The sequence below is a fragment of the Streptomyces sp. NBRC 110028 genome (assembly GCF_001417735.1).
In the GTDB taxonomy this organism is placed as follows: Bacteria; Actinomycetota; Actinomycetes; order Streptomycetales; family Streptomycetaceae; genus Streptomyces.
In genome coordinates, this window is the sequence record NZ_BBUZ01000031.1 from 187,307 (window position 1) to 207,373 (window position 20,067).

Annotated in this window: 21 protein-coding genes; 9 read left to right on the forward strand and 12 right to left on the reverse strand. The window is 71.6% G+C overall.

Annotation, left to right across the window (positions count from 1 at the left end; all coding sequences use genetic code 11):
- Nucleotides 1–191: 191 nt before the first annotated feature.
- Entirely contained in the window at nt 192–2,330 is a 2,139-nt protein-coding gene (gene uvrB, locus ASC60_RS24015; protein WP_055554291.1) for an excinuclease ABC subunit UvrB, read from the reverse strand.
- Between the two features lie 216 nt (nt 2,331–2,546).
- On the opposite strand from uvrB, the gene ASC60_RS24020 reads away from it, so the two are divergent.
- From ASC60_RS24020 to ASC60_RS24035, 4 genes are all read left to right on the forward strand, one after another.
- Nucleotides 2,547–3,425, forward strand: a complete 879-nt coding sequence (locus ASC60_RS24020; protein ID WP_055554294.1) for a glycerophosphodiester phosphodiesterase family protein — start codon at nt 2,547–2,549, stop codon at nt 3,423–3,425.
- A gap of 60 nt (nt 3,426–3,485) precedes the next feature.
- Entirely contained in the window at nt 3,486–4,052 is a 567-nt protein-coding gene (locus ASC60_RS24025) for a methylated-DNA--[protein]-cysteine S-methyltransferase (RefSeq protein ID WP_055554296.1), read from the forward strand.
- Nucleotides 4,053–4,329: 277 nt separating this feature from the next.
- The gene (locus tag ASC60_RS24030) at nt 4,330–4,971 is read left to right on the forward strand and encodes a DUF4360 domain-containing protein (RefSeq protein ID WP_055554298.1); all 642 of its coding nucleotides are present in this window, start codon (nt 4,330–4,332) and stop codon (nt 4,969–4,971) included.
- A 61-nt stretch (nt 4,972–5,032) separates the two neighbouring features.
- Nucleotides 5,033–5,692: a DUF4360 domain-containing protein gene (locus ASC60_RS24035; protein WP_055554300.1), complete on the forward strand. Its 660-nt coding sequence runs from the start codon at nt 5,033–5,035 to the stop codon at nt 5,690–5,692.
- Nucleotides 5,693–5,712: 20 nt separating this feature from the next.
- On the opposite strand, the gene ASC60_RS24040 is transcribed toward ASC60_RS24035, so the two are convergent.
- Entirely contained in the window at nt 5,713–6,360 is a 648-nt protein-coding gene (locus ASC60_RS24040; protein ID WP_055554302.1) for a hypothetical protein, read from the reverse strand.
- 90 nt (nt 6,361–6,450) lie between these two features.
- Here ASC60_RS24040 and ASC60_RS24045 point away from each other — a divergent pair, with 90 nt between their 5' ends.
- A complete protein-coding gene (locus ASC60_RS24045; protein WP_055554304.1) occupies nt 6,451–6,993 on the forward strand; it encodes a DUF1697 domain-containing protein in 543 nt (180 codons plus the stop codon).
- 22 nt (nt 6,994–7,015) lie between these two features.
- On the opposite strand, the gene ASC60_RS24050 is transcribed toward ASC60_RS24045, so the two are convergent.
- Nucleotides 7,016–7,477, reverse strand: coding sequence for a type II toxin-antitoxin system PemK/MazF family toxin (locus ASC60_RS24050; RefSeq protein ID WP_079038573.1), 462 nt, complete (start codon nt 7,475–7,477; stop codon nt 7,016–7,018).
- 79 nt (nt 7,478–7,556) lie between these two features.
- On the opposite strand from ASC60_RS24050, the gene ASC60_RS24055 reads away from it, so the two are divergent.
- Entirely contained in the window at nt 7,557–8,777 is a 1,221-nt protein-coding gene (locus tag ASC60_RS24055; RefSeq protein WP_055554306.1) for an aromatic acid exporter family protein, read from the forward strand.
- On the opposite strand, the gene ASC60_RS24060 is transcribed toward ASC60_RS24055, so the two are convergent.
- Nucleotides 8,762–9,895 carry an ADP-ribosylglycohydrolase family protein gene (locus ASC60_RS24060; protein ID WP_055554308.1) on the reverse strand — a complete coding sequence of 378 codons (1,134 nt, stop codon included), beginning with the start codon at nt 9,893–9,895 and terminating at the stop codon, nt 8,762–8,764. The two genes, ASC60_RS24055 and ASC60_RS24060, sit on opposite strands and share 16 nt — an antisense overlap.
- A gap of 115 nt (nt 9,896–10,010) precedes the next feature.
- Here ASC60_RS24060 and ASC60_RS24065 point away from each other — a divergent pair, with 115 nt between their 5' ends.
- Nucleotides 10,011–10,286 carry a DUF6343 family protein gene (locus ASC60_RS24065; RefSeq protein ID WP_055554444.1) on the forward strand — a complete coding sequence of 92 codons (276 nt, stop codon included), beginning with the start codon at nt 10,011–10,013 and terminating at the stop codon, nt 10,284–10,286.
- Between the two features lie 222 nt (nt 10,287–10,508).
- Here the strand turns inward: ASC60_RS24065 and ASC60_RS24070 are convergent, their stop codons facing one another.
- From ASC60_RS24070 to rpsA, 4 genes are all read right to left on the reverse strand, one after another.
- On the reverse strand, nt 10,509–10,877 hold the full coding sequence (locus ASC60_RS24070) for a tetratricopeptide repeat protein (protein ID WP_055554310.1): 369 nt from the start codon (nt 10,875–10,877) through the stop codon (nt 10,509–10,511).
- A 172-nt stretch (nt 10,878–11,049) separates the two neighbouring features.
- Nucleotides 11,050–11,655, reverse strand: a complete 606-nt coding sequence (gene coaE / locus ASC60_RS24075) for a dephospho-CoA kinase (RefSeq protein WP_055554312.1) — start codon at nt 11,653–11,655, stop codon at nt 11,050–11,052.
- A gap of 26 nt (nt 11,656–11,681) precedes the next feature.
- Complete coding sequence (locus ASC60_RS24080; protein WP_055554314.1) at nt 11,682–12,626, reverse strand: PAC2 family protein; 945 nt, start codon at nt 12,624–12,626, stop codon at nt 11,682–11,684.
- A gap of 253 nt (nt 12,627–12,879) precedes the next feature.
- Nucleotides 12,880–14,391, reverse strand: a complete 1,512-nt coding sequence (gene rpsA, locus ASC60_RS24085) for a 30S ribosomal protein S1 (protein WP_055554315.1) — start codon at nt 14,389–14,391, stop codon at nt 12,880–12,882.
- A 363-nt stretch (nt 14,392–14,754) separates the two neighbouring features.
- Between rpsA and ASC60_RS24090 the strand changes: the two genes are divergently transcribed.
- Nucleotides 14,755–15,630 (forward strand): class I SAM-dependent methyltransferase, encoded by an 876-nt coding sequence (locus ASC60_RS24090; RefSeq protein ID WP_055554317.1) that lies wholly within the window; start codon nt 14,755–14,757, stop codon nt 15,628–15,630.
- Nucleotides 15,631–15,643: 13 nt separating this feature from the next.
- Nucleotides 15,644–18,226 carry an ATP-dependent helicase HrpB gene (gene hrpB / locus ASC60_RS24095; protein WP_055554319.1) on the forward strand — a complete coding sequence of 861 codons (2,583 nt, stop codon included), beginning with the start codon at nt 15,644–15,646 and terminating at the stop codon, nt 18,224–18,226.
- A gap of 15 nt (nt 18,227–18,241) precedes the next feature.
- On the opposite strand, the gene ASC60_RS24100 is transcribed toward hrpB, so the two are convergent.
- From ASC60_RS24100 to ASC60_RS40955, 4 genes are read right to left on the reverse strand one after another with little or no spacing between them, the layout of a single operon-like run.
- The gene (locus tag ASC60_RS24100) at nt 18,242–18,616 is read right to left on the reverse strand and encodes a hypothetical protein (protein WP_055554321.1); all 375 of its coding nucleotides are present in this window, start codon (nt 18,614–18,616) and stop codon (nt 18,242–18,244) included.
- Nucleotides 18,613–18,831: a hypothetical protein gene (locus ASC60_RS24105; protein WP_234357101.1), complete on the reverse strand. Its 219-nt coding sequence runs from the start codon at nt 18,829–18,831 to the stop codon at nt 18,613–18,615. The genes ASC60_RS24100 and ASC60_RS24105 overlap by 4 nt, the downstream gene beginning before the upstream one ends.
- Nucleotides 18,832–18,880: 49 nt before the next feature.
- Nucleotides 18,881–19,891, reverse strand: a complete 1,011-nt coding sequence (locus ASC60_RS24110) for a DUF3068 domain-containing protein (RefSeq protein WP_055554325.1) — start codon at nt 19,889–19,891, stop codon at nt 18,881–18,883.
- A 17-nt stretch (nt 19,892–19,908) separates the two neighbouring features.
- Nucleotides 19,909–20,043 carry an SPW_0924 family protein gene (locus ASC60_RS40955; protein WP_107097146.1) on the reverse strand — a complete coding sequence of 45 codons (135 nt, stop codon included), beginning with the start codon at nt 20,041–20,043 and terminating at the stop codon, nt 19,909–19,911.
- Between the last annotated feature and the right edge of the window lie 24 nt (nt 20,044–20,067).

A 20,067-nucleotide genomic window follows, 5' to 3' on the forward strand; every position in this document is an offset into this window, starting at 1 on the left:
GTCCCTACTCTCGTCTCTCGGTTTCCCCGTGGCCACCGACGCGGCGCGGCCGCGGCCGCGCCGTGTGCACGGCCCTCCCGAAACCCTATGCACGGCCGCGGGGACTCCGGCCAGGCGAGCGGGCTTTTGTGTCGGTGTTGCAACACAGCGGGACCACAGCGGAACCTCAGCGAGCCCAACCGCCCCAGGAGTCAGGACAGCCCGGCCTCCCTCATCTGCCGCAGCTCCTTCTTCAGCTCCCCGACCTCGTCCCGCAGCCGGGCCGCGACCTCGAACTGGAGCTCCGCCGCCGCGGCCCTCATCCGGGCGGTCATCTCCTCGATCAGCTCGGCCAGTTCGGCGGCCGGACGGTCGGTCAGCGCGCCGTCCCCGGCTCCCTTCGCGGCCTTGCCGCCCGGCTTGTGGGAGGCCAGGGCGGGCACCGGCGCCTTCGCCTGCCCCTTGCCCTTGTCCGCCGACTTGCGGTAGCCGGTTTCCAGCAGCTCCTTGGTGTCGATCTCCTCGCGCGCGAGGGTCGCCACGATGTCGCCGATCTTCTTACGGAGGGGCTGCGGGTCGATCCCGTTCTTCTCGTTGAACGCGATCTGCTTCTCCCGGCGGCGGTTGGTCTCGTCGATGGCCTTCTCCATCGCCGGGGTGACCTTGTCGGCGTACATGTGCACCTGGCCCGAGACGTTACGGGCGGCGCGGCCGATGGTCTGGATCAGGGAGGTACCGGAGCGCAGGAAGCCCTCCTTGTCCGCGTCGAGGATGGCGACCAGGGAGACCTCCGGCAGGTCCAGGCCCTCCCGCAGCAGGTTGATGCCGACCAGGACGTCGTACTCGCCGGCGCGCAGCTCGCGCAGCAGCTCCACCCGGCGCAGGGTGTCCACGTCGCTGTGCAGATAGCGCACCTGGATGCCCAGTTCGAGCATGTAGTCGGTCAGGTCCTCGGCCATCTTCTTGGTGAGGGTGGTGACGAGGACCCGCTCGTCCTTCTCGGTGCGGGTGCGGATCTCATGGATCAGATCGTCGATCTGGCCGTCGGTGGGCTTGACCACGACCTCGGGGTCGACCAGGCCGGTCGGCCGGATGATCTGCTCCACGAAGCCGTCGCCGCGGGACATCTCGTACGGCCCGGGGGTCGCGGAGAGGTAGACGGTTTGGTCGACCCGCTCCAGGAACTCCTCCCACTTCAGCGGGCGGTTATCGAGCGCGGAGGGCAGCCGGAAGCCGTGCTCGATCAGCGTGCGCTTGCGGGACGCGTCGCCCTCGTACATCGCGCCGATCTGCGGCACGGTGACGTGCGACTCGTCGATGACCAGGAGGAAGTCTTCCGGGAAGTAGTCGAGGAGGGTGTGCGGCGGGGATCCGGTCTCGCGGCCGTCGATGTGCAGCGAGTAGTTCTCGATGCCCGAGCAGGTGCCGATCTGCCGCATCATCTCGATGTCGTACGTGGTGCGCATCCGCAGCCGCTGGGCCTCCAGCAGCTTGCCCTGCTTCTCCAGCCGGGCCAGGGTCTGCTCCAGCTCGGACTCGATCCCGGCGATGGCCTTCTCCATGCGCTCGGGCCCGGCCACGTAGTGGCTGGCCGGGAACACATACAGCTCCTGGTCGTCGCTGATCACCTCGCCGGTGAGCGGGTGGAGTGTCGACAGCGCCTCGATCTCGTCGCCGAACATCTCGATCCGGACCGCCAGCTCCTCGTAGACCGGGAAGATCTCGATGGTGTCGCCGCGGACCCGGAAGGTGCCCCGGGTGAACGCCATGTCGTTGCGGGCGTACTGGATGTCCACGAAGCGGCGCAGCAACTGGTCGCGGTCGATCTCCTCGCCGACCTTGAGCGGCACCATGCGGTCCACGTACTCCTGCGGGGTGCCCAGGCCGTAGATGCAGGAGACGGACGCCACCACGACCACATCGCGCCGGGTGAGCAGCGAATTCGTCGCGGAGTGGCGCAGCCGCTCGACCTCCTCGTTGATCGAGGAGTCCTTCTCGATGTAGGTGTCCGACTGCGGTACGTACGCCTCGGGCTGGTAGTAGTCGTAGTACGAGACGAAGTACTCGACGGCGTTGTTCGGCATCAGCTCGCGGAACTCGTTGGCGAGCTGGGCCGCCAGCGTCTTGTTCGGCGCCATGACGAGCGTGGGCCGCTGCAGCTTCTCGATCATCCACGCGGTGGTCGCGGACTTGCCGGTGCCGGTCGCGCCGAGGAGCACGACGTCCTTCTCACCGCCACGGATGCGCCGGTCCAGGTCGGCGATGGCCGTCGGCTGGTCGCCGCTGGGCTGGTACGGGCTGACGACCTCGAAGGGCGCCACCTTGCGTTCGATCTGAGTCACGGGCCGCATGAGACCCACCGTACGACTCGCCACCGACAACGACCGGACGACCGGGTCCCGGGCTCCCTCCCCCGCCGTCCCGCGCCCGTTCCGCGGCCCGTGCCATGGTCCGGATCCGGGAGGGGTACGGAATGGATCAATGTACGGCTTTTCTGTGACTGTCCTCCGTACGGCGGGTCTGGCACGCTTCGGCCGTCCGCGAGTCAGACGACGCGAGGAGTCCGTATGCAGATCCGCCCCGCCGCCGCCTTATCCGGCACTCTCCTGGGGGTCTCCGCGCTCTTGCTCCCCACGGCGGCGCAGGCCGCCCCCGGCATGTCGCACCACCACACCGTCACGGTGGCGCACCGGGGAGCCTCCGGCTACGCCCCCGAGAACACCCTGGCGGCCGTCGACGCCGCCGATGACCTGGGCATCGACTGGGTGGAGAACGATGTGCAGCGCACCCGGGACGGCGAGCTGATCGTCATGCACGACACGACACTGAACCGGACCACCGACGCCGAGGAGGTCTTCCCGGACCGCGCCCCCTGGAACATCTCCGACTTCACCCTGGACGAGATCGAGAAACTGGACGCCGGCAGCTGGTTCGGGCCGAAGTTCGCGGGCGAGCCGGTGCCGACCCTGGAGGAGTACCTGGACCGGGTTTCGGACAACCACCAGAAGCTGCTCATGGAGGTCAAGGCGCCGGAACTGTACCCGGGCATCGAGCGGCAGGCGCTGCGCGAGCTGCGCCGGGAGGGCTGGCTCGACCGCAAGCACCTCAAGCGGCTGATCGTGCAGAGCTTCAGCGCCGACTCCGTCCAGACCGTCCACCGGCTGCGGCGGGACGTCAAGACCGGTTTCCTGGGCACCCCGGCCGTCGCCGATCTGCCGCGGTACGCGGAGTTCGCCGACCAGATCAACCCGAGCCACACGACGATCGACGCCTCGTACGTGAAGGAGATCCAGGCGGTGCGCGGTGCGCACGGGCGTCCGCTGGAGGTCTACACCTGGACGGTGAACGACGGCCCGACGGCGGTCAAGGTCGCGGACATGGGGGTGAACGGGATCATCACCAACAAGCCCGACGTGGTGCGGGAGGCGCTGGACGACGCCCGCTGACGCCCACCGACGGCGATGGGACGGCGGGGCGCTGTCGGACCCCCCGCCTAGGCTGAGGGTGTGACGAACGAGCAGCGGCGGCCGGAGCGGCAGGAGACCCACGAGTGGTCCTGGGCGGTGTCCGACACGCCCATCGGTCCCCTGCTGCTCGCGGCCACCGGCCAGGGGCTGGTCCACGTGGTCTTCCACGCCGATCGCACGACGGCGGCCGGGGCCGTCGACCGGCTCACCCGCCGTCTCGGCACCGGTCCCGCGCCGGAGCCCGGTGCGCGTCTCACCGAGGCGACAGGTCAGGTGGAGAGCTACTTCGCCGGGAGGATCCGCGCGTTCACCCTGCCGCTGGACTGGTCCCTGTCCGCGGGATTCAACCGCCGGGTGCTGCGCGAGCTGGCCGCCCACGTTCCGTACGGCACGGTCGTCGGCTACCAGGACCTGGCCCGCCGGGTCGGCGAGCCGGCCGCCGCCCGCGCGGTCGGGGTGGCCATGGGCAGCAATCCGCTGCCGGTGGTGGTTCCCTGCCATCGCGTCGTGGAGAGCGGCGGCGGTATAGGCGGCTTCGGCGGCGGACTGGAGACCAAGCGGACCCTCCTGGCTCTGGAAGGGGTACTTCCGCAACCGCTTTTCTGACCGGACGGGTTCTCCGGTTACCGGTTTGGAAGATATTTTGCCGATGAAATGCGTCGCCATCTTGTCATGACCACCCTCCCCCCTTACCTTGGGAGCGCTCGCGGGCCCCACCCCGGCGAGAATGTAACGCAAGCACATTCCGGTACGCGGTGAAGCTCTTTCGTTCTTCCGCTCTTCCTCCGCTCTTCCTCGCTCGCGCCTTCCCCGCTCACACCCGAAAGACGAACGCGTTCCTTCACGGCTCAACCACGTCCCCCGATGATCGAATTGGAGAGCCATGTCCGGTGTTCTGCTCGCCGGCGGCGCGGCCGCGGCGTTATTCGCCTCGGCCTTTTCCGCTCAAGGTGTTTCCTCGGCCCCCGATGCTCCGCCGGAAAAGATCCAGATAAGCGTCAAGACCGTGAACGGCTCGGGCTGCCCGAAAGGGACCGCCGCGGTGGCCGTCGCCGGTGACAACACGGCCTTCACCGTGACCTACAGCGACTATCTCGCGCAGGTCGGACCCAGCTCGGACCCCACCGACATCCGTAAGAACTGCCAGCTCAACCTGGGCGTTCACGTACCGCAGGGGTTCACCTACGCCATCGCCCAGGTCGACTACCGCGGCTACGGCTCGCTGCAAAAGGGCGCGAAGGGCACCGAGAAGGCGAGTTACTACTTCCAGGGGTCGTCGGACACGGCATCGCGTACCCATGAGTTCGGCGGCCCGTACAACGACAACTGGCAGACCACCGACGCCACGGAATACAGCGCGCTGGTATGGGCGCCGTGCGGCCAGGACCGCAACTTCAACATCAACACCGAACTCCGGGTGAACGCGGGAACGTCCGCGAACGGCACCACCAGCTTCATGGCCATGGACTCGACGGACGGCGGAGCCAACACCATTTACCACCTGGCCTGGAAGGAATGCCCGTAGTCCTTCCGGCGAGGCGGTCCTCCCCAGCAGCGCGGGGAAATCCACCATCGAATGGAGAATCATGCCCGGTGTTCTGTACGCGGGCGGTGTGGCCGCGGCGTTATTCGCCTCGACGCTCACCTCCCAGGCATACGCGCAACCACCGTTCGAGACCGTGCCACCCGACAAGATCGTGATCACCGTCGCGACCGTCAACGGATCGGGCTGTCCGGCGGGAACGGCGGCGGTGGCGGTCTCTCCCGACAACACCGCGTTCACGGTGACGTACAGCGACTACCTGGCCCAGGTGGGCAAGGGGGCCAAGCCGACCGACTTCAGGAAGAACTGTCAGCTGAATCTGGTCACGCATGTGCCCCAGGGCTTCTCCTACGCCATCGCCAGCGTCGACTACCGGGGCTACGCCCATCTGGAGAAGGGCGCGTCCGCCACCGAGAAGGCCTCGTACTACTTCCAGGGGCAGTCGCAGACGACATCGGCCTCGCATGACTTCGCCGGCGCCTACGACGACAACTGGCAGGTCACCGACAAGGCGGACATCGCCACCGTGGTCTGGTCCCCCTGTGGCGAGCTGCGGAACTTCAACATCAACACCGAGCTGCGGGTCAACGCCGGATCGTCCAACACCAAGGACACGACGAGCTTCATGACCATGGACTCGACGGACGGCGACGTGAGCACCACCTACCACTTCGCCTGGAAGGAATGCCCGCAGAAGAAGTAGCGCGCGGGCGGGCGGACGGCCTACGGTCCCGGGCGGTGCCAGGCCGGATGCCGCGGGTCGTCCGCCCGCACCACCACGTCCGCGCTGTCCACGGGCCGCACCTCCTCCTCGTACCGCGCGAAGGCGGGCAGCGTCCAGCGCTCGTCCTCCTCGGTGCGGCGGCCGAGGGCGCCCGGCGTCAGCCACAGATGCACCGACAGGTCGAACGGGAACCAGTGCCCCAGCAGCAGCGCGCCGTGCAGCAGCAGCACCCCGCCCGGCGGCAGTTCGGCGTAGGGGCTGCGGGTGGCCCGGTCGGTCGCCGGGTCCCACAGGTCGGGCAGCACCCGCCCGGTGCCGCCCGGCCCCGGCTCCAGCGGGGTGAACACCTCGCGCCACAGGGCCCCGGTGTCCAGCCAGCGGTCGTAGTACGCGTCGGCGTCCCGCTTCCCGTACTCGTAGCGCAGCGACGCGGGCCGCAAAAACCCCGCCGCCGCGACCACGAGCACCGGGCGCCCACGCATCCGCAGCGCCTCCGCCAGGTCCCGGGCCAGCTCCCCGGGACGCGCCGCGGGCGCGCCGTCGACCGCCACCCTGAGCCAGGGGCCGCCGTCCGCCGCCGTCATCCCGGCGATGCGGTCGGCGGTCGCGTCGGTCAGCCGTTCCCAGGTGATCGCTTCCAGCCGCACGCCCCCATGATGCCGTGCCGCTCCCGGTGCGGTGCGGGTACGCTCCCCTCAGGCCCACCGCACCGGCCACAGGCGTCAGGAGTTCCGCCCATGTCATCCCGGATAGCGCTGCTGCGCGGCATCAACGTAGGCGGCAACAACACGTTCCCGATGGCGCGGCAGCGCACGCTGATGGCCGAGCTGGGGTTCGAGGGCGTCACCGTCCACCTGCAGAGCGGCAACATCGTCTTCGCCGACCCCGGCACCCCGCCCGACCAGACGGCCCGCGCGCTCGAGGACGCCTTCGCCGCCGACCTGGGCTTCTCGGTACCCGTGATGGTGCGGACCCGCGACGAGCTGGCCGCCGTCGTCGACGCCAACCCGTACCCCGCGGCCGCGGCCGAGCCCAAGACCCTGCATGTGATCTTCCTGTCGGACGCGCCCACCGACACCTCGGCGCTGGACGCGCTGGACCCGGCCGCGTACGCGCCGGAGGAGTTCCGGCTCATCGGGCGGGAGATCTACCTCTTCTGCCCGTACGGAATCGGCCGCTCCAAGCTGGCCGCGAAGCTCACCAACTCCCGGCTCGGGGTGACGGCCACCGCCCGCAACTGGAACACCGTCACCAAGCTGCTGGCGCTGGCCGACACCTGACCCGGGCCTCGCCGGCAGGAGCTCAAGTCCAGCCGTACCGCTGCCGCAGCCGCATCACGACCAGGTCGAAGCGCGGCCGGTCCAGCGCACACGCCTCGCGCCGCATGCCCTCCGGATGCACCCGCAGCACGCGGTCCAGGTTGACCCAGGAGTCGCGCCCGGCCCGGTCCCACGGCCCGGCGCCGATCCCCACCCATTCGCGGTCGTCGTCATGCCGCTTGCTCGACAGCTGTACGGCCAGCAGCGTGCCGCCGCGCTCCCGCGCGACGACCACCACCGGCCGGTCCTTGCCGCGGCCGTCGTTCTCCTCGTACGGAACCCACGTCCAGACGATCTCCCCCGGGTCGGGGTCCCCGTCCGGATCCGGTGCGTACTCGGTCCGTACCCGCCCGACCTGGCGCGGCTCGGCTTCGACGGTGGCGGCGGGGCCGGTGCTCCCGGGCAGCGCCTCGTCGTCTTCGGTTCCCTTGAATGGCCTGATCACGCCGCACACGTTAACCCGTCCGAGGTGGCCGGGCGGCGGCGCGGTGGCCGTTCCGGGCGCAGCGGGAAGGGACAAGCATGTGCCTGATGCCCTCGACCCGGTGGCGGACCTCGTCAAGCGCCGCAACGACCCCGTCGTCGTCCAGACCCTGCGTTCCGCGGCGGCCGCGACCATCGCCTACGTCGTCGCCCTCCAGCTGAGCAACGAATCGGCCCCGCTGACCGCCCCGCTCACCGCGCTGCTCGTGGTACAGGTGACCCTCTTCGCGACCCTCACCACCGGAATCCGCCGGGTGAACGCCGTGGTGGTGGGCGTCTTGCTCGCCATCGCCTTCTCCATCCTGGTCGGGCTGACCTGGTGGAGCCTGGGTCTGATCATTCTCGCCGCGCTGACGGCCGGGCATTTCGCACGGGTGAGCGAGTTCGTCCCCGAGGTGGCGATCAGCGCCATGCTCGTCCTCGGCGTGAGCCAGGTGACCACCACCGCCTGGGACCGGGTGCTGGAAACCCTGATCGGGGCCGTCGTCGGACTGGGTTTCAACTTCCTGTTCGCACCGCCCGTCTGGGTCCGCACCGCCGGCGAGTCCATCGTGGACCTCGCCCGCCGGATGCGTCAGCTCCTGCTGCACATGGGCGAGGAGCTGGGCAGCCACACCCCGGTCGAACGCGCCGCCGCCCGCCTCCACGAGGCCCGCCGCCTCGACCACGACATCTCCCAGGTCGACGCCGCTCTCCGGCAGGCCGAGGACAGCGTCCGCCTCAACCCCCGGGTCAAGGAGGGCCTGCTGCACCGGGTGGTGCTGCGCACCGGACTGGACACCCTGGAGATCTGCACGGTCGTCCTGCGCGTCCTGACCCGCACCCTCACCGACCTCGCCAAGAAGCGGACGGACGAACCCCTCTTCCCCGCGGACGTGGCCGAGGCGCTGGAGGACCTCTTCCGCTCCACCGCCGCCGCCGTCGAAAGCTTCGCCATCCTGGTCACCAGCCCGATCAGCGCCAACGCCGAGGAGGCCGAATCCCACCTGGCCACCGAGCTGTCCCGGGCCCACACCAGCCGCGACAAGGCCGCCCACCTCCTCCTCCGCCGCGTCCAGCGCCACCCGGGCCAATGGCAGCTCCACGGCGCCCTGCTCGCCGAGGTCGACCGCATCCTCGCCGAACTGGACATGGAGCAGCGCTCCCGCCGCCTCATGGAAGAACTCGACCGCAGCACCCGCGAGAACCGCGAGCGCTTCCCCGCCCTCCACAAACTCCGGCGCCGCATCGGCGGCGACCGGCGCGGTCAGTTGAGCGGGTAGCGGTCGCGGGGGAAGACCGTGTCGTCGTGCGGCTCGGCGGAGGGGTGGAAGGCGAAGGCGAGGTCGTCGGCCAGCTCGGCTATCGTGCCGCGGCCCTCCACCCGCGCCAGCCAGGAGGGTGGCAGGCGCAGGTCGCCGTGGTGGACGCCGAGCAGGTTGCCGCAGATCGAGCCCGTCGAGTCGCTGTCGCCCGAGTGGTTGACGGACAGCAGCAGCGACGCCTCGGGCGAGGTGTGGGCCAGGGCGGCGTAGACCCCGATGGCCAGCGCCTCCTCGGCGATCCACCCGCCGCCGAGCGACTCGGCCTTCTCCGCGGTCGGGTCGCCGTCGGCGGCCAGGTCGAGCGCGCGGCGCAGGGCGGTGGTGGTCTCCTCGTGACGCGGGTAGGTCCGCAGCAGCTCCAGGGTGCGCAGAGCCGCGCCCTCCAGGGAGTCGCCCTCCAGGAGGTACGCGACCATCGCGGCCAGGGCACCCGCCGCGAGGTAGCCGGTGGGGTGGCCGTGGGTGATCTGGGCACAGCGGGCGGCGAGTTCGAAGCATTCGCGGGCGGGCAGGCCGGTGAGGCCGAACGGGGCCGATCGCATCACGGTGCCGCAGCCCTTGGAGCCGGAGTTCACCGGGCCCGGGGCGCCGTGGAGGGGGTGGTCCGCGGCGGGGACGTGGCCCTCGTGGAGGCCGGAGAGGCACGCGCTGCCCGGCGCACGGCGGGCGTACAGCCACGGGTGGGTGCGCAGCCAGCCGGTGCGGCGGATGTCGTCCGCGGTCCTCGGGGGCGGCGGCTCGGGGTAGTTCTGGGTGTCGAGCCAGCGCAGATACGCCTGGCGGACGACGGCGATCTCGGTGCCCCCGCTGCCCTCGACGGACGCGCGGGCGTGCGCCCGGATCAGCCCCTCGGCCGTGAACAGGGTCATCTGGGTGTCGTCGGTGATCCGGCCCGCGGTGCCGCTCCCGTCCGGGACGAGGCCGGTGACGCCCGCCTCGCCGTGGGCCGCCCGGATCCCCTGCAGGGAGCTGAACTCGATCGGATTGCCGAGGGCGTCGCCGATCGCGCCGCCCAGCAGACAGCCGCGGATACGGGACCGCCGGGCGGCCGACTCGTCCCAGGACTGGTGGATCACGTGCGGCTCCTCGTCGTGCGCGGTGGGTGCACACCTCCTGTGCTCAGCACATGATCGCAGGCCGCACCGACAGCGCTGTCGCGGTAGCGTCGAAGAGGGAGACGGTGCGATGTCGATGCGATTCATCCGGACGGGCGATGAGCCCGCCCATGCGCGCACTCCGCTGCGGGCGCGGCTGTGGCTGGCGTCCTGGGGGCTGCTGTGGACCGTCGGCGGCACGGTGGCCTTCGTGCTGGCGGGCAGACCGGGCTGGGCGGCCGCCTGCGCGGCGCTCGCCGCCATCACGGTGATCGACCTGGCCCTGGTCATCCGGCACATCCGGCAAGGGCCGCACTACCAGCCGGGGCGGGACGTGCCCCCGTACGCACCGGTCAGGGGGCGGCGGCGCTAGGCCCTGACCGGCGGATCTTCGCGGGCTCGCGACGCCTGGCGCGGCGCCTCGCCGCGTTGTCGGGATCGCCCGAGTACGACCCGGTACGAGGGCGACCCTCCGCCTCGCGATGCTCCCCCGGCTACCGCTGGGAGGTGCCCCCTGCACCAGACGCCGCGGGCTGACCCACGAAGATCCGCCGGACAGGACCCAGTGGCGCCACGCCACCACCCCCGGGCGGGCTCAGGCCTGCTCGTCGAACCGCGCCGCCTCCACGAAGTCCGGGCGCGGATCGAGCGCCGCGGCGAGGCGGAAGTGGCGGGTGGCCTCGTCCCGGCGGTCGGCGCGCTCCAGCGTACGGGCGAGGGCGAAGTGGGCGAACGCGTTGTCCGGCTCGCGCTCCAGAACGATGTGGAATTCGAGTTCCGCGGCACGGAGCTGGGCCGATCCGAAGAACGCGCGGGCCCGCAGCAGCCGGGCCGCGGTGTTCTCGGGGTGGGCGGTGATGACCGAGTCGAGCAGCTTGACGGCGCCTCGCGGATCTCGGGCGGCGAGCAGCTGCTCCGCGGCGCGGTAGTCGATGACATGGGTCTCGGGCGTGGGCTCGGACACGGCCGCTTCCTTCCCCGGGCTTACGTGATCATAGGTCCCGTGTGCGGTGATCCCTCGGTGGTGATCGGGTGGTGATCGGTGGTACGGGCGGCACAACAACCACCCGGTGCGCCACATTCCCGCTCGGCCCGCCCGGCAAGCACGGTCCGCCCGGCAAGCACGGCCCGCCCCCTCAGTCCGTGGCGGCCGCCCGCTCCACCAGCTCCGCCCAGACCTTCCGGACCTGCGGCTCCAGCCGCTCCAGCGGGCCATCGTTGTCGATCACGACGTCGGCGACGGCCAGCCGCTCCTCGCGGGTCGCCTGGGCCGCCATCCGGGCCCGCGCCTCGTCCTCGGTCATGCCGCGCAGCCGGACCAGCCGGTCGAGCTGGGTCTCGGGCGTGGCGTCGACGACCAGTACCAGGTCGTACAGGGACCCCAGACCGTTCTCGGCGAGCAGCGGGACGTCGTGGACGACCACCGCCCCCGGACCGGCGTCCGCCTGCAGCTCGGCGGAGCGGTCGCGGACCAGGGGATGGACGATGGCGTTCAGGGCGCGCAGCCGCTCGGGGTCGTTGAAGACGATGCCGCCGAGCTTCGGCCGGTCGAGCCGGCCGTCGTCCATCAGCACTTCGGGGCCGAACTCGGCGACGACGGCGGCGAGGCCAGGAGTTCCCGGCTCGACCACCTCACGGGCGATCCGATCGGAATCGATCAGCACCGCGCCGTAAGAGACCAAGATCCGCGAGACTTCGCTCTTGCCCGCGCCGATACCGCCCGTGAGCCCCAGCTTCAGCATGGGGCCCACGCTATACGGACCGCCGCTCAGGCGCCGCTCTCGCCCTCCCGCTCGGCCAGGAAGCGCTCGAACTCGGCGCCCAGCTCGTCCGCCGACGGCAGCTCGGCCGACTCCGCGACCAGGTTGCCGCGGCTCTCGGCCCCGGCCACCGCGTCGTACTGGTGCTCAAGGCCCCGGACGAGCGCGACCAGTTCGTCGTCCCCCTCGGAGACCTGCCGCTCGATCTCCTCCTGCGTCTTCAGCGCCTCGTTGCGCAGCGCGTGGGCGGCGCCCGGCAGCACCAGGCCGGTGGCCGCGGTGACCGCCTCCAGCACGGTGAGCGCCGCGTCGGGGTAGGCGGATCGGGCCAGATAGTGGGGGACGTGGGCGGCGACCCCGAGAACGTCGTGGCCCGCCTCGCCGAGCCGGTACTCGATCAGCGACTCGGCGCTGCCGGGCACCTGGGCCTCGTCGAAGTAGCCTCGATGGCCGGGCATCAGATCGGTGCGGTTGCCGTGTGGGGTGAGGCCCACCGGCCGGGTGTGCGGAACGCCCATCGGGATGCCGTGGAAGTTCACGGCGAGCCGCACGCCGAGCCGCTCGACGATCTGCCGCACCGCCGCCGCGAAGCGCTCCCACTCCACGTCGGGTTCGGGCCCGCACAGCAGCAGGAAGGGTGCCGCGGTCGCGTCCCGCACCAGGTGGAGTTCGATCGCCGGGGTCTCGTAATCCGTCCAGTGGTCGCGCTGGAAGGTGAGCAGGGGGCGCCGGGCCCGGTAGTCGACGAGCCGGTCGTGATCGAAGCGGGCGACGACCTGCCGCGGCAGCCCGTCGAGCAGCCGCTCCACGATCTGGTCGCCGGTCTCCCCCGCGTCGATGTAACCGTCGAAGTGGTAGAGCAGCACCAGCCCGGCCGAATCCCGGGAGGCTATCGCGTCGACTTCCGCGAGTCCGCTCGGTTCCCACGCGTACAAATCCTGCGGATCAAGCACTGTGACCGCTCCTCCTTGTGTTCCGTACGCGAAAACACCGCGCGGGGGCGGGCGCATTCCCGGACCCCGGCCACAACTCCTGTGCGCATCATGGCCGTCCGCGCCCCGGAACATGCGAGGACATGCAAGGACAGGCGAGGACAGGCGCGAGGACAGCCGCGAGGAACGCGTGAGGCCCGCTCCCCCTGAGGGGAGCGGGCCTCACACTCGATCTAGCCTGCGCCGCCGGCGATCAAGTCAGCGGCACAGTGGTTCAGCTCTGGCCACCGGCCAGCTTCTCGCGGAGCGCGGCCAGCGCCTCGTCCGACGCCAGGGCGCCGGAGTTGTCGGCCGACTCCGAGGAGTACGAACCGCCGCCGCCACCGGAAGCCTGCCCGCCGGGCGCCGGGGCAGCGCTGCCCGCACCCTCGGCAGCGGCCTGCTCGTCGGCCTCGCGGGACTTGATGACCTGCGCCTGGTGCTGCTCGAAGCGGGTCTGCGCGTCGGCGTACTGACGCTCCCACTCCTCGCGCTGCTTCTCGTAGCCCTCGAGCCAGTCGTTGGCCTCGGGGTCGAAGCCCTCGGGGTAGATGTAGTTGCCCTGGTCGTCGTAGGACGCGGCCATGCCGTACAGGGTCGGGTCGAACTCGACCGCGGACGGGTCGGCACCGAAGGCCTCATTGGCCTGCTTCAGCGAGAGGCTGATGCGGCGGCGCTCGAGGTCGATGTCGATGACCTTGACGAAGATCTCGTCGTTGACCTGGACGACCTGCTCCGGGATCTCCACGTGGCGCTCGGCCAGCTCGGAGATGTGGACCAGACCCTCGATGCCCTCGTCCACGCGGACGAACGCACCGAACGGCACGAGCTTCGTGACCTTACCCGGGACCACCTGACCGATCTGGTGGGTCCGGGCGAACTGCTGCCACGGGTCTTCCTGGGTCGCCTTGAGCGACAGGGAGACGCGCTCGCGGTCCATGTCGACGTCGAGGACCTCGACCGTGACCTCCTGGCCGACCTCGACGACCTCGGACGGGTGGTCGATGTGCTTCCAGGACAGCTCGGAGACGTGGACCAGACCGTCGACGCCACCCAGGTCCACGAAGGCACCGAAGTTGACGATGGAGGAGACGACGCCGGAGCGCACCTGACCCTTCTGGAGGGTGGTGAGGAAGGTCTGACGGACCTCGCTCTGGGTCTGCTCCAGCCAGGCGCGGCGGGACAGGACCACGTTGTTGCGGTTCTTGTCCAGCTCGATGATCTTCGCCTCGAGCTCCTTGCCCACATAGGGCTGGAGGTCGCGGACACGGCGCATCTCGACCAGGGAGGCGGGGAGGAAGCCGCGGAGGCCGATGTCGAGGATGAGACCACCCTTGACGACCTCGATGACGGTACCGGTGACGATCCCGTCCTCTTCCTTGATCTTCTCGATGGTGCCCCAGGCACGCTCGTACTGGGCGCGCTTCTTCGAGAGGATCAGGCGGCCTTCCTTGTCCTCCTTCTGGAGAACCAGGGCCTCGATCTCATCGCCGACGGCCACGACCTCGTTCGGGTCGACGTCGTGCTTGATCGAAAGCTCGCGGGAAGGGATGACGCCTTCGGTCTTGTAACCAATGTCGAGCAGGACCTCGTCCCGGTCGACCTTCACGATGACGCCGTCGACGATGTCGCCGTCGTTGAAGTACTTGATCGTCTCGTCGATCGCGGCGAGGAAGGCTTCCTCGGAACCGATGTCGTTTACCGCCACCTGCGGGGTGGTGCGGGTTGCCTCGGTGCTGCTCGTCATGTGGGAAAGGGCTCCGGTACGGACATTGAGTCGTAGGTACTGCTACGCCGAGGACCCTTTATCGCACCGCCGAAGCCGGACAGCCTGCGAGGCGTGATCTTCCGGAACCTTCTGAGAGACCGAAAACGCCTCGACAACCGAGGGGACATACAACAGATGCGAGCGCGGCCTGCTCCGTCTGAGTCGCACAGGCCCGCAGCGCAACTTGTAGCATACGGGGGCGGCCGGGCATGGTCAATGCACGAAGAGCGCACGTGGGGCTTAACGCCCCGAACCCGGCAATGTGCAAGTCACTGCTGCGACGCGGTCCCTTGCCGTGCCCCGCGGCCACAGGTCGATACAGAGAGTACGACGACGCGCCCCATGGTCCAAGAACACGAGCCCAACGGTGCCTTCGAGGCCCCCCAGAGCGCCGACGAGGCCCTCGAACCCACCGCCACCCGCCGGATCGCCGACGACACCGAGAGCAGCCGGGCCAGCCGCGGCTGGTGGGACCGCAACGCGGACGAGTACCAGGAGGAACACGGCGCCTTCCTCGGCGACGACCGCTTCATATGGGGCCCGGAGGGGCTGGACGAGGAGGAGGCCGGGCTGCTCGGCCCCGCGGACCGGCTGAAGGGCCGCGACGTGCTGGAGGTGGGCGCGGGCGCGGCGCAGTGCTCGCGCTGGCTCGCGGCGCGCGGGGCCCGCCCCGTGGCCCTCGACATCTCCCACCGGCAGCTGCGGCACGCCCAGCGGATCGACACCGGGGCCCCTGCCCCCGGCTCGTCCGGGATCGCGCTGGTCCAGGCCGACGCGACCGCGCTCCCCTTCCGCGACGGTTCGTTCGACCTCGCCTGCTCGGCGTACGGGGCGGTGCCCTTCGTGGCGGAGCCGGTACGGGTGATGCGCGAGGTGCGCCGGGTGCTGCGGCCGGGTGGCCGGTGGGTGTTCTCGGTGACACATCCGGTGCGGTGGGCGTTCCCCGACGAGCCGGGGCCCGAGGGGCTGAGCGTCTCCGGCTCGTACTTCGACCGCACCCCCTATGTGGAACAGGACGACGCGGGCCGTGCCGTCTATGTCGAGCACCATCGGACCCTCGGTGACCGGGTACGGGACGTCGTGGCCGGAGGCTTCCGGCTTATCGACCTCGTGGAACCGGAATGGCCCTCCTGGAACCGTCAGGAGTGGGGCGGCTGGTCCCCGCTGCGCGGGGGCCTCATCCCCGGCACGGCCGTCTTCGTCTGCGAGCAGGACTGAGCGGGGGGCGGGCATGCGTACGGACGTCCTCGGGCAGCTCCCCGTCCGCGAAGCCGTGCCCGAGCTGCTGAGCGCGCTCGACCGGCGGGGGTCGGCGGTGCTGTGCGCACCGCCCGGGACCGGTAAGACCACGCTGGTGCCGCTCGTCCTGGCCGGGCTGCTGGACGGCGCCGGACCGCCGGTGGATGGCGGCGGCGCGCCGGTGCGGCGGCGGGTCCTGGTGGCCGAGCCGCGCCGGATCGCGGCGCGGGCCGCCGCGCGGCGCATGGCGTGGCTGCTCGGCGAGCGGACCGGCGAACGGGTCGGCTTCACCGTACGCGGGGAGCGGCAGGCCGGGCCCCGCACCGTGGTCGAGGTGGTCACCACCGGTGTGCTGGTGCAGCGGCTGCAGCGGGACCAGGAGCTGGCCGGGGTCGACGCCGTCGTGCTGGACGAATGCCATGAGCGGCACCTGGACGCCGACACGGCGGCCGCCTTCCTGCTGGACGTCCGGGCCACGCTGCGCCCGGAGCTGCGGCTGATCGCCGCGTCGGCGACGACCGACGCGGAGGGGTGGGCGCGGCTGCTGGGCGAGGGGGGTGACAGCGGGCAGCCCGCGCCGGTCGTCTCGGCCCCGGGCGTGTCGCACCCCGTCGAGGTGGTGTGGACGCCGCCCGTACGCCCCGTACGCCCGCCGCACGGAATGCGCGTCGACCCGGCCCTGCTCGACCACGTCGCGGACGTGGTGCGGCGTGCGCTGCGGGAGCGGTCCGGCGACGTCCTGTGCTTCCTGCCCGGCGTCGGCGAGATCGGCCGGGTGGCGAGGCTGCTGGGCGGCGTCGGTGCCGAGGTCCTCCAGGTCCACGGCCGGGCCCCCGCCGCCGTACAGGAAGCGGTGCTCGCGGGCGCGGACGGCGGCCGGCGGCGGGTGGTGCTGGCGACCTCGGTCGCCGAGTCGAGCCTGACCGTGCCGGGCGTACGGGTCGTCGTCGACAGCGGTCTCGCCCGTGAGCCGCGCATGGACCACGCGCGGGGGCTGAGCGCGCTGACGACCGTACGGGCATCACGGGCCGCGGCCCGGCAGCGCGCGGGCCGGGCCGGGCGCGAGGCGCCGGGGACGGTCTACCGCTGCTGGCCGGAGGCCGAGGACGCCCGGCTGCCGCGCTTCCCGTCCCCGGAGATCGCCGAGGCCGACCTGACGGCCTTCGCGCTCCAGGCCGCGTGCTGGGGCGACCCGGACGCGTCCGGCCTCGCCCTGCTCGACCCGCCGCCCGGCGGGGCCATGACGGCCGCGCGGGAGGTGCTGACGGCGATCGGCGCCGTCGACGCGGGCGGCCGCGCGACCGGGCGCGGCCGCCGCATGTCCCGGCTCGGCCTCCACCCCCGCCTCGCCCGCGCCCTCATCGACGGCGCGCCCGAGGTCGGCGCCCGCCGGGCGGCCGAGGTGGTGGCCCTGCTGAGCGAGGAGCCGCCACGGGACTACGGCGACGACCTGGCCGCCGCCTGGCGCACCGCCCGCCGCGCCGGCGACCCGTACGCGACCCGCTGGCGCCAGGAGGCCCGCCGCCTGGAGCGCGCGGTGGCCGGGAACGACGCCGCCCCTGCCGGCACCGGCCGGCCGGACCGCGGCGGCTCGGCGCGGGGCGATGACGCTGTCGCCGGGCTGGTCGTCGCGCTGGCGTTCCCCGAGCGGGTGGCTCGGCTGCGGGGCGGGCGGGCCTACCTCATGGCGGCCGGGACCGGGGCCGAGCTGGGCGACGGGTCGCGGCTGGGCGGTGCGCCGTGGCTGGCCGTGGCGGTCGCCGACCGGCCGGTGTCCGCCGCGTCGGCGCGGGTCCGGCTCGCCGCCGTCACCGACGAGGAGACGGCCCGTACGGCGGCCGCGGCGCTGGGGTCGGACGGCGAGGAGGTGCACTGGGCCGACGGGGACGTCGTCGCCCGCCGGGTGGCGCGGCTCGGGGCGATCGAGCTGGTGGCCCGGCCGCTGGCCGCGCCCGACCCGGCGCTCGTGCACGCGGCGCTGCTGGAGGGGCTGCGCCGGGAGGGGACGGGGCTGCTGCGCTGGTCCGGGCAGGCCACGGCGGCACGGCAGCGGATGGCGTTCCTGCACCGGGAGCTGGGGGCGCCCTGGCCGGACGTGTCGGAGGCGGCGCTGCTGGCGGACCCGGACGCGTGGCTGGGCGTGGAGCTGGGCCGGGCCCGGCGGCGGGCGGATCTGGAGCGGGTGGACGCCGGTCAGGCGCTGGCCCGGCTGCTGCCGTGGGCGACGGGCGACGCCGCGCGCTTCGAGGAGCTGGCGCCGGAGCGGGTCGAGGTGCCGAGCGGGTCCCGGGTGCGGGTGGAGTACGGGGACGGGCAGCCGGTGCTGGCGGTGAAGCTGCAGGAGCTGTTCGGCTGGCAGGAGTCGCCGCGGATCGCGGGCGGGCGGGTGCCGCTGCTGGTGCACCTGCTGTCACCGGCGGGGCGTCCGGCCGCGGTCACGGCCGATCTGGCGTCGTTCTGGCGGGACGGCTACCGGTCCGTACGGGCCGAGCTGCGCGGCCGCTACCCCAAGCATCCGTGGCCGGAGGACCCGACGAGGGCCGAGCCGACGCGGCGCACCAACGCCCGCCGCTGAACCACCGCCCCTGGCTCATACGGCCCAGGCGCGCAGCCGCCGGGCGGTCTCGCTGAGGCGGAACCGGTTGTCCCGTATGTCGCGGATGAGCCCCACCATCGCGCCGGGCGGCGGGGCGATCGCCTCGCCGGACTCCTCCAGGTACATCTGGGCGCAGGCCGCGCCGATCACCGCGTTGTAGTCGGAGAAGGGTTCCAGGATCAGCGAGGTGTGGAGGAAGGTCGCGGCGCGCGCCGCGGCCTCCTCGTAGTACGGCTCGCCCGCGAACCGCTCGTAACGGTGCCGTTCGCTCATGCAGTGGAGTGCGCCCCAGTCACGCACGGGGGTGTTCACCGGGGAAACATCGACCTGGACGTTGAGCACCCAGCCGGCGTCGACGTACAGGATCAACGCAGCCCTTCCGGGAACTCCCGCTCGAACTCGGCCTTGTAGCCCATGGCGAAGCGCACGGCGCCCTCGACGAAGCGCTGCTTCTGACGCCGCCGCACGACGTCCTCGGTCAGTATGTCGTGCGCGAGGCGCTTGATGGCAACGCCCTTCTCCTTCGCCTCCGCGCGCAGCTCGGCCAGTTCCTGCTCGGTGAATTCGATCGTGATACCCGGCATGGAGCGCATGCTAGCCAGCCAACTACCGAGAGTACTACCGGCGTCACTATCAGGAGGGAACGCGGGGACGGAGGTTGACGAGCCGTCGCCGCCCGCCCCTCGACGGCACCCCGGACGACGAGGACCGGCCGCGCGCCTCCAGCAGCAGCGCGAGCGCGAGCAGTCCGGTGCCCAGCGCGCCGAAGCCCCAGGGCACGTACGTCGTGAAGGCCAGGACCAGCTGCCGCTGGGAGGTGACCATGTCGACCGTGTGGGCGATGTAGTCCTCGCGCATCTTCACGTGGCCGGAGAAGACGGTCACCCGGTCCCGGCCGCCCAGCAGGGTGCCGCCGCGCAGTTCCTCGCGGTGGATCTCCTGCCCGTTGACGGGCGCTCCGGTGGTGGGTTCGACCCAGAACATGCGCTTGGTGGTGTACCAGCGGGAGGTTCCGGCCTTGCGGACGGTCTCGGGGGTGATGCCGGCGACCGGCATGGTCTTGGGCAGCGGGACCCTGGTCCAGGGAATGGTCTGCTCGAAGTAGTACACCGTCAGGCCGCGGAAGTTCCGGGTGCCCTTGTAGTGGATGGGCGCGGAGGTGCGGGTCTGGGCGTCGAAGTAGCGGTAGTCGCGCTTCTCGGTGAGGAAGGGCCACTTGTACTCGATGCCCTCGCGGCGCACCGCGTCGCCGTCGACGTGTTCGCCGCCCGCGTGGACCGGGTCCTGGGAGTGGGCGTCGAAGACGTAGCGCTCGGGGATGCGGGAGACCATCGCGCCGTCGGGGCCCTGGATGTACGACAGGGCGTCCCAGACGACGACGTCGCGCCCGGTCTCCTTCCCGACCTTCTTCGCGGCCGGCACGTTCCCGCGCAGGGTCTGCACGATGCTGATCCCGGGGACCGTGCGGGGCTTCATGGTGGCGTAGTCGAGCAGGGTGGCGGGGCGGGCCTCCAGGACGGCCGTCTGGTACTCGCTGGGCGGGATCTTGGCGAGCCGGGGGAAGGCGTACCAGCGCACCAGCGGGGCGAGGGCGGCGAAGAAGACGGCGAAGGCGAGCAGTACCAGGCTGGCTTTGCGGCGCATGGCGGGGCGTCCCTCCCTCAGGGGTGCTCGGGGACGGTGGTGAGCAGCGGCTTGGGGGAGGTGGTGCCGTCGGGGGCGCCGATGGCCGTCACCGTGAGGACGAGGGCGAGGGCGGCGGCGAGTCCGATCGCGGCGGCGACGAGGGCGCGCATGCGGGCCTCCCGTGGTTCCGGTAC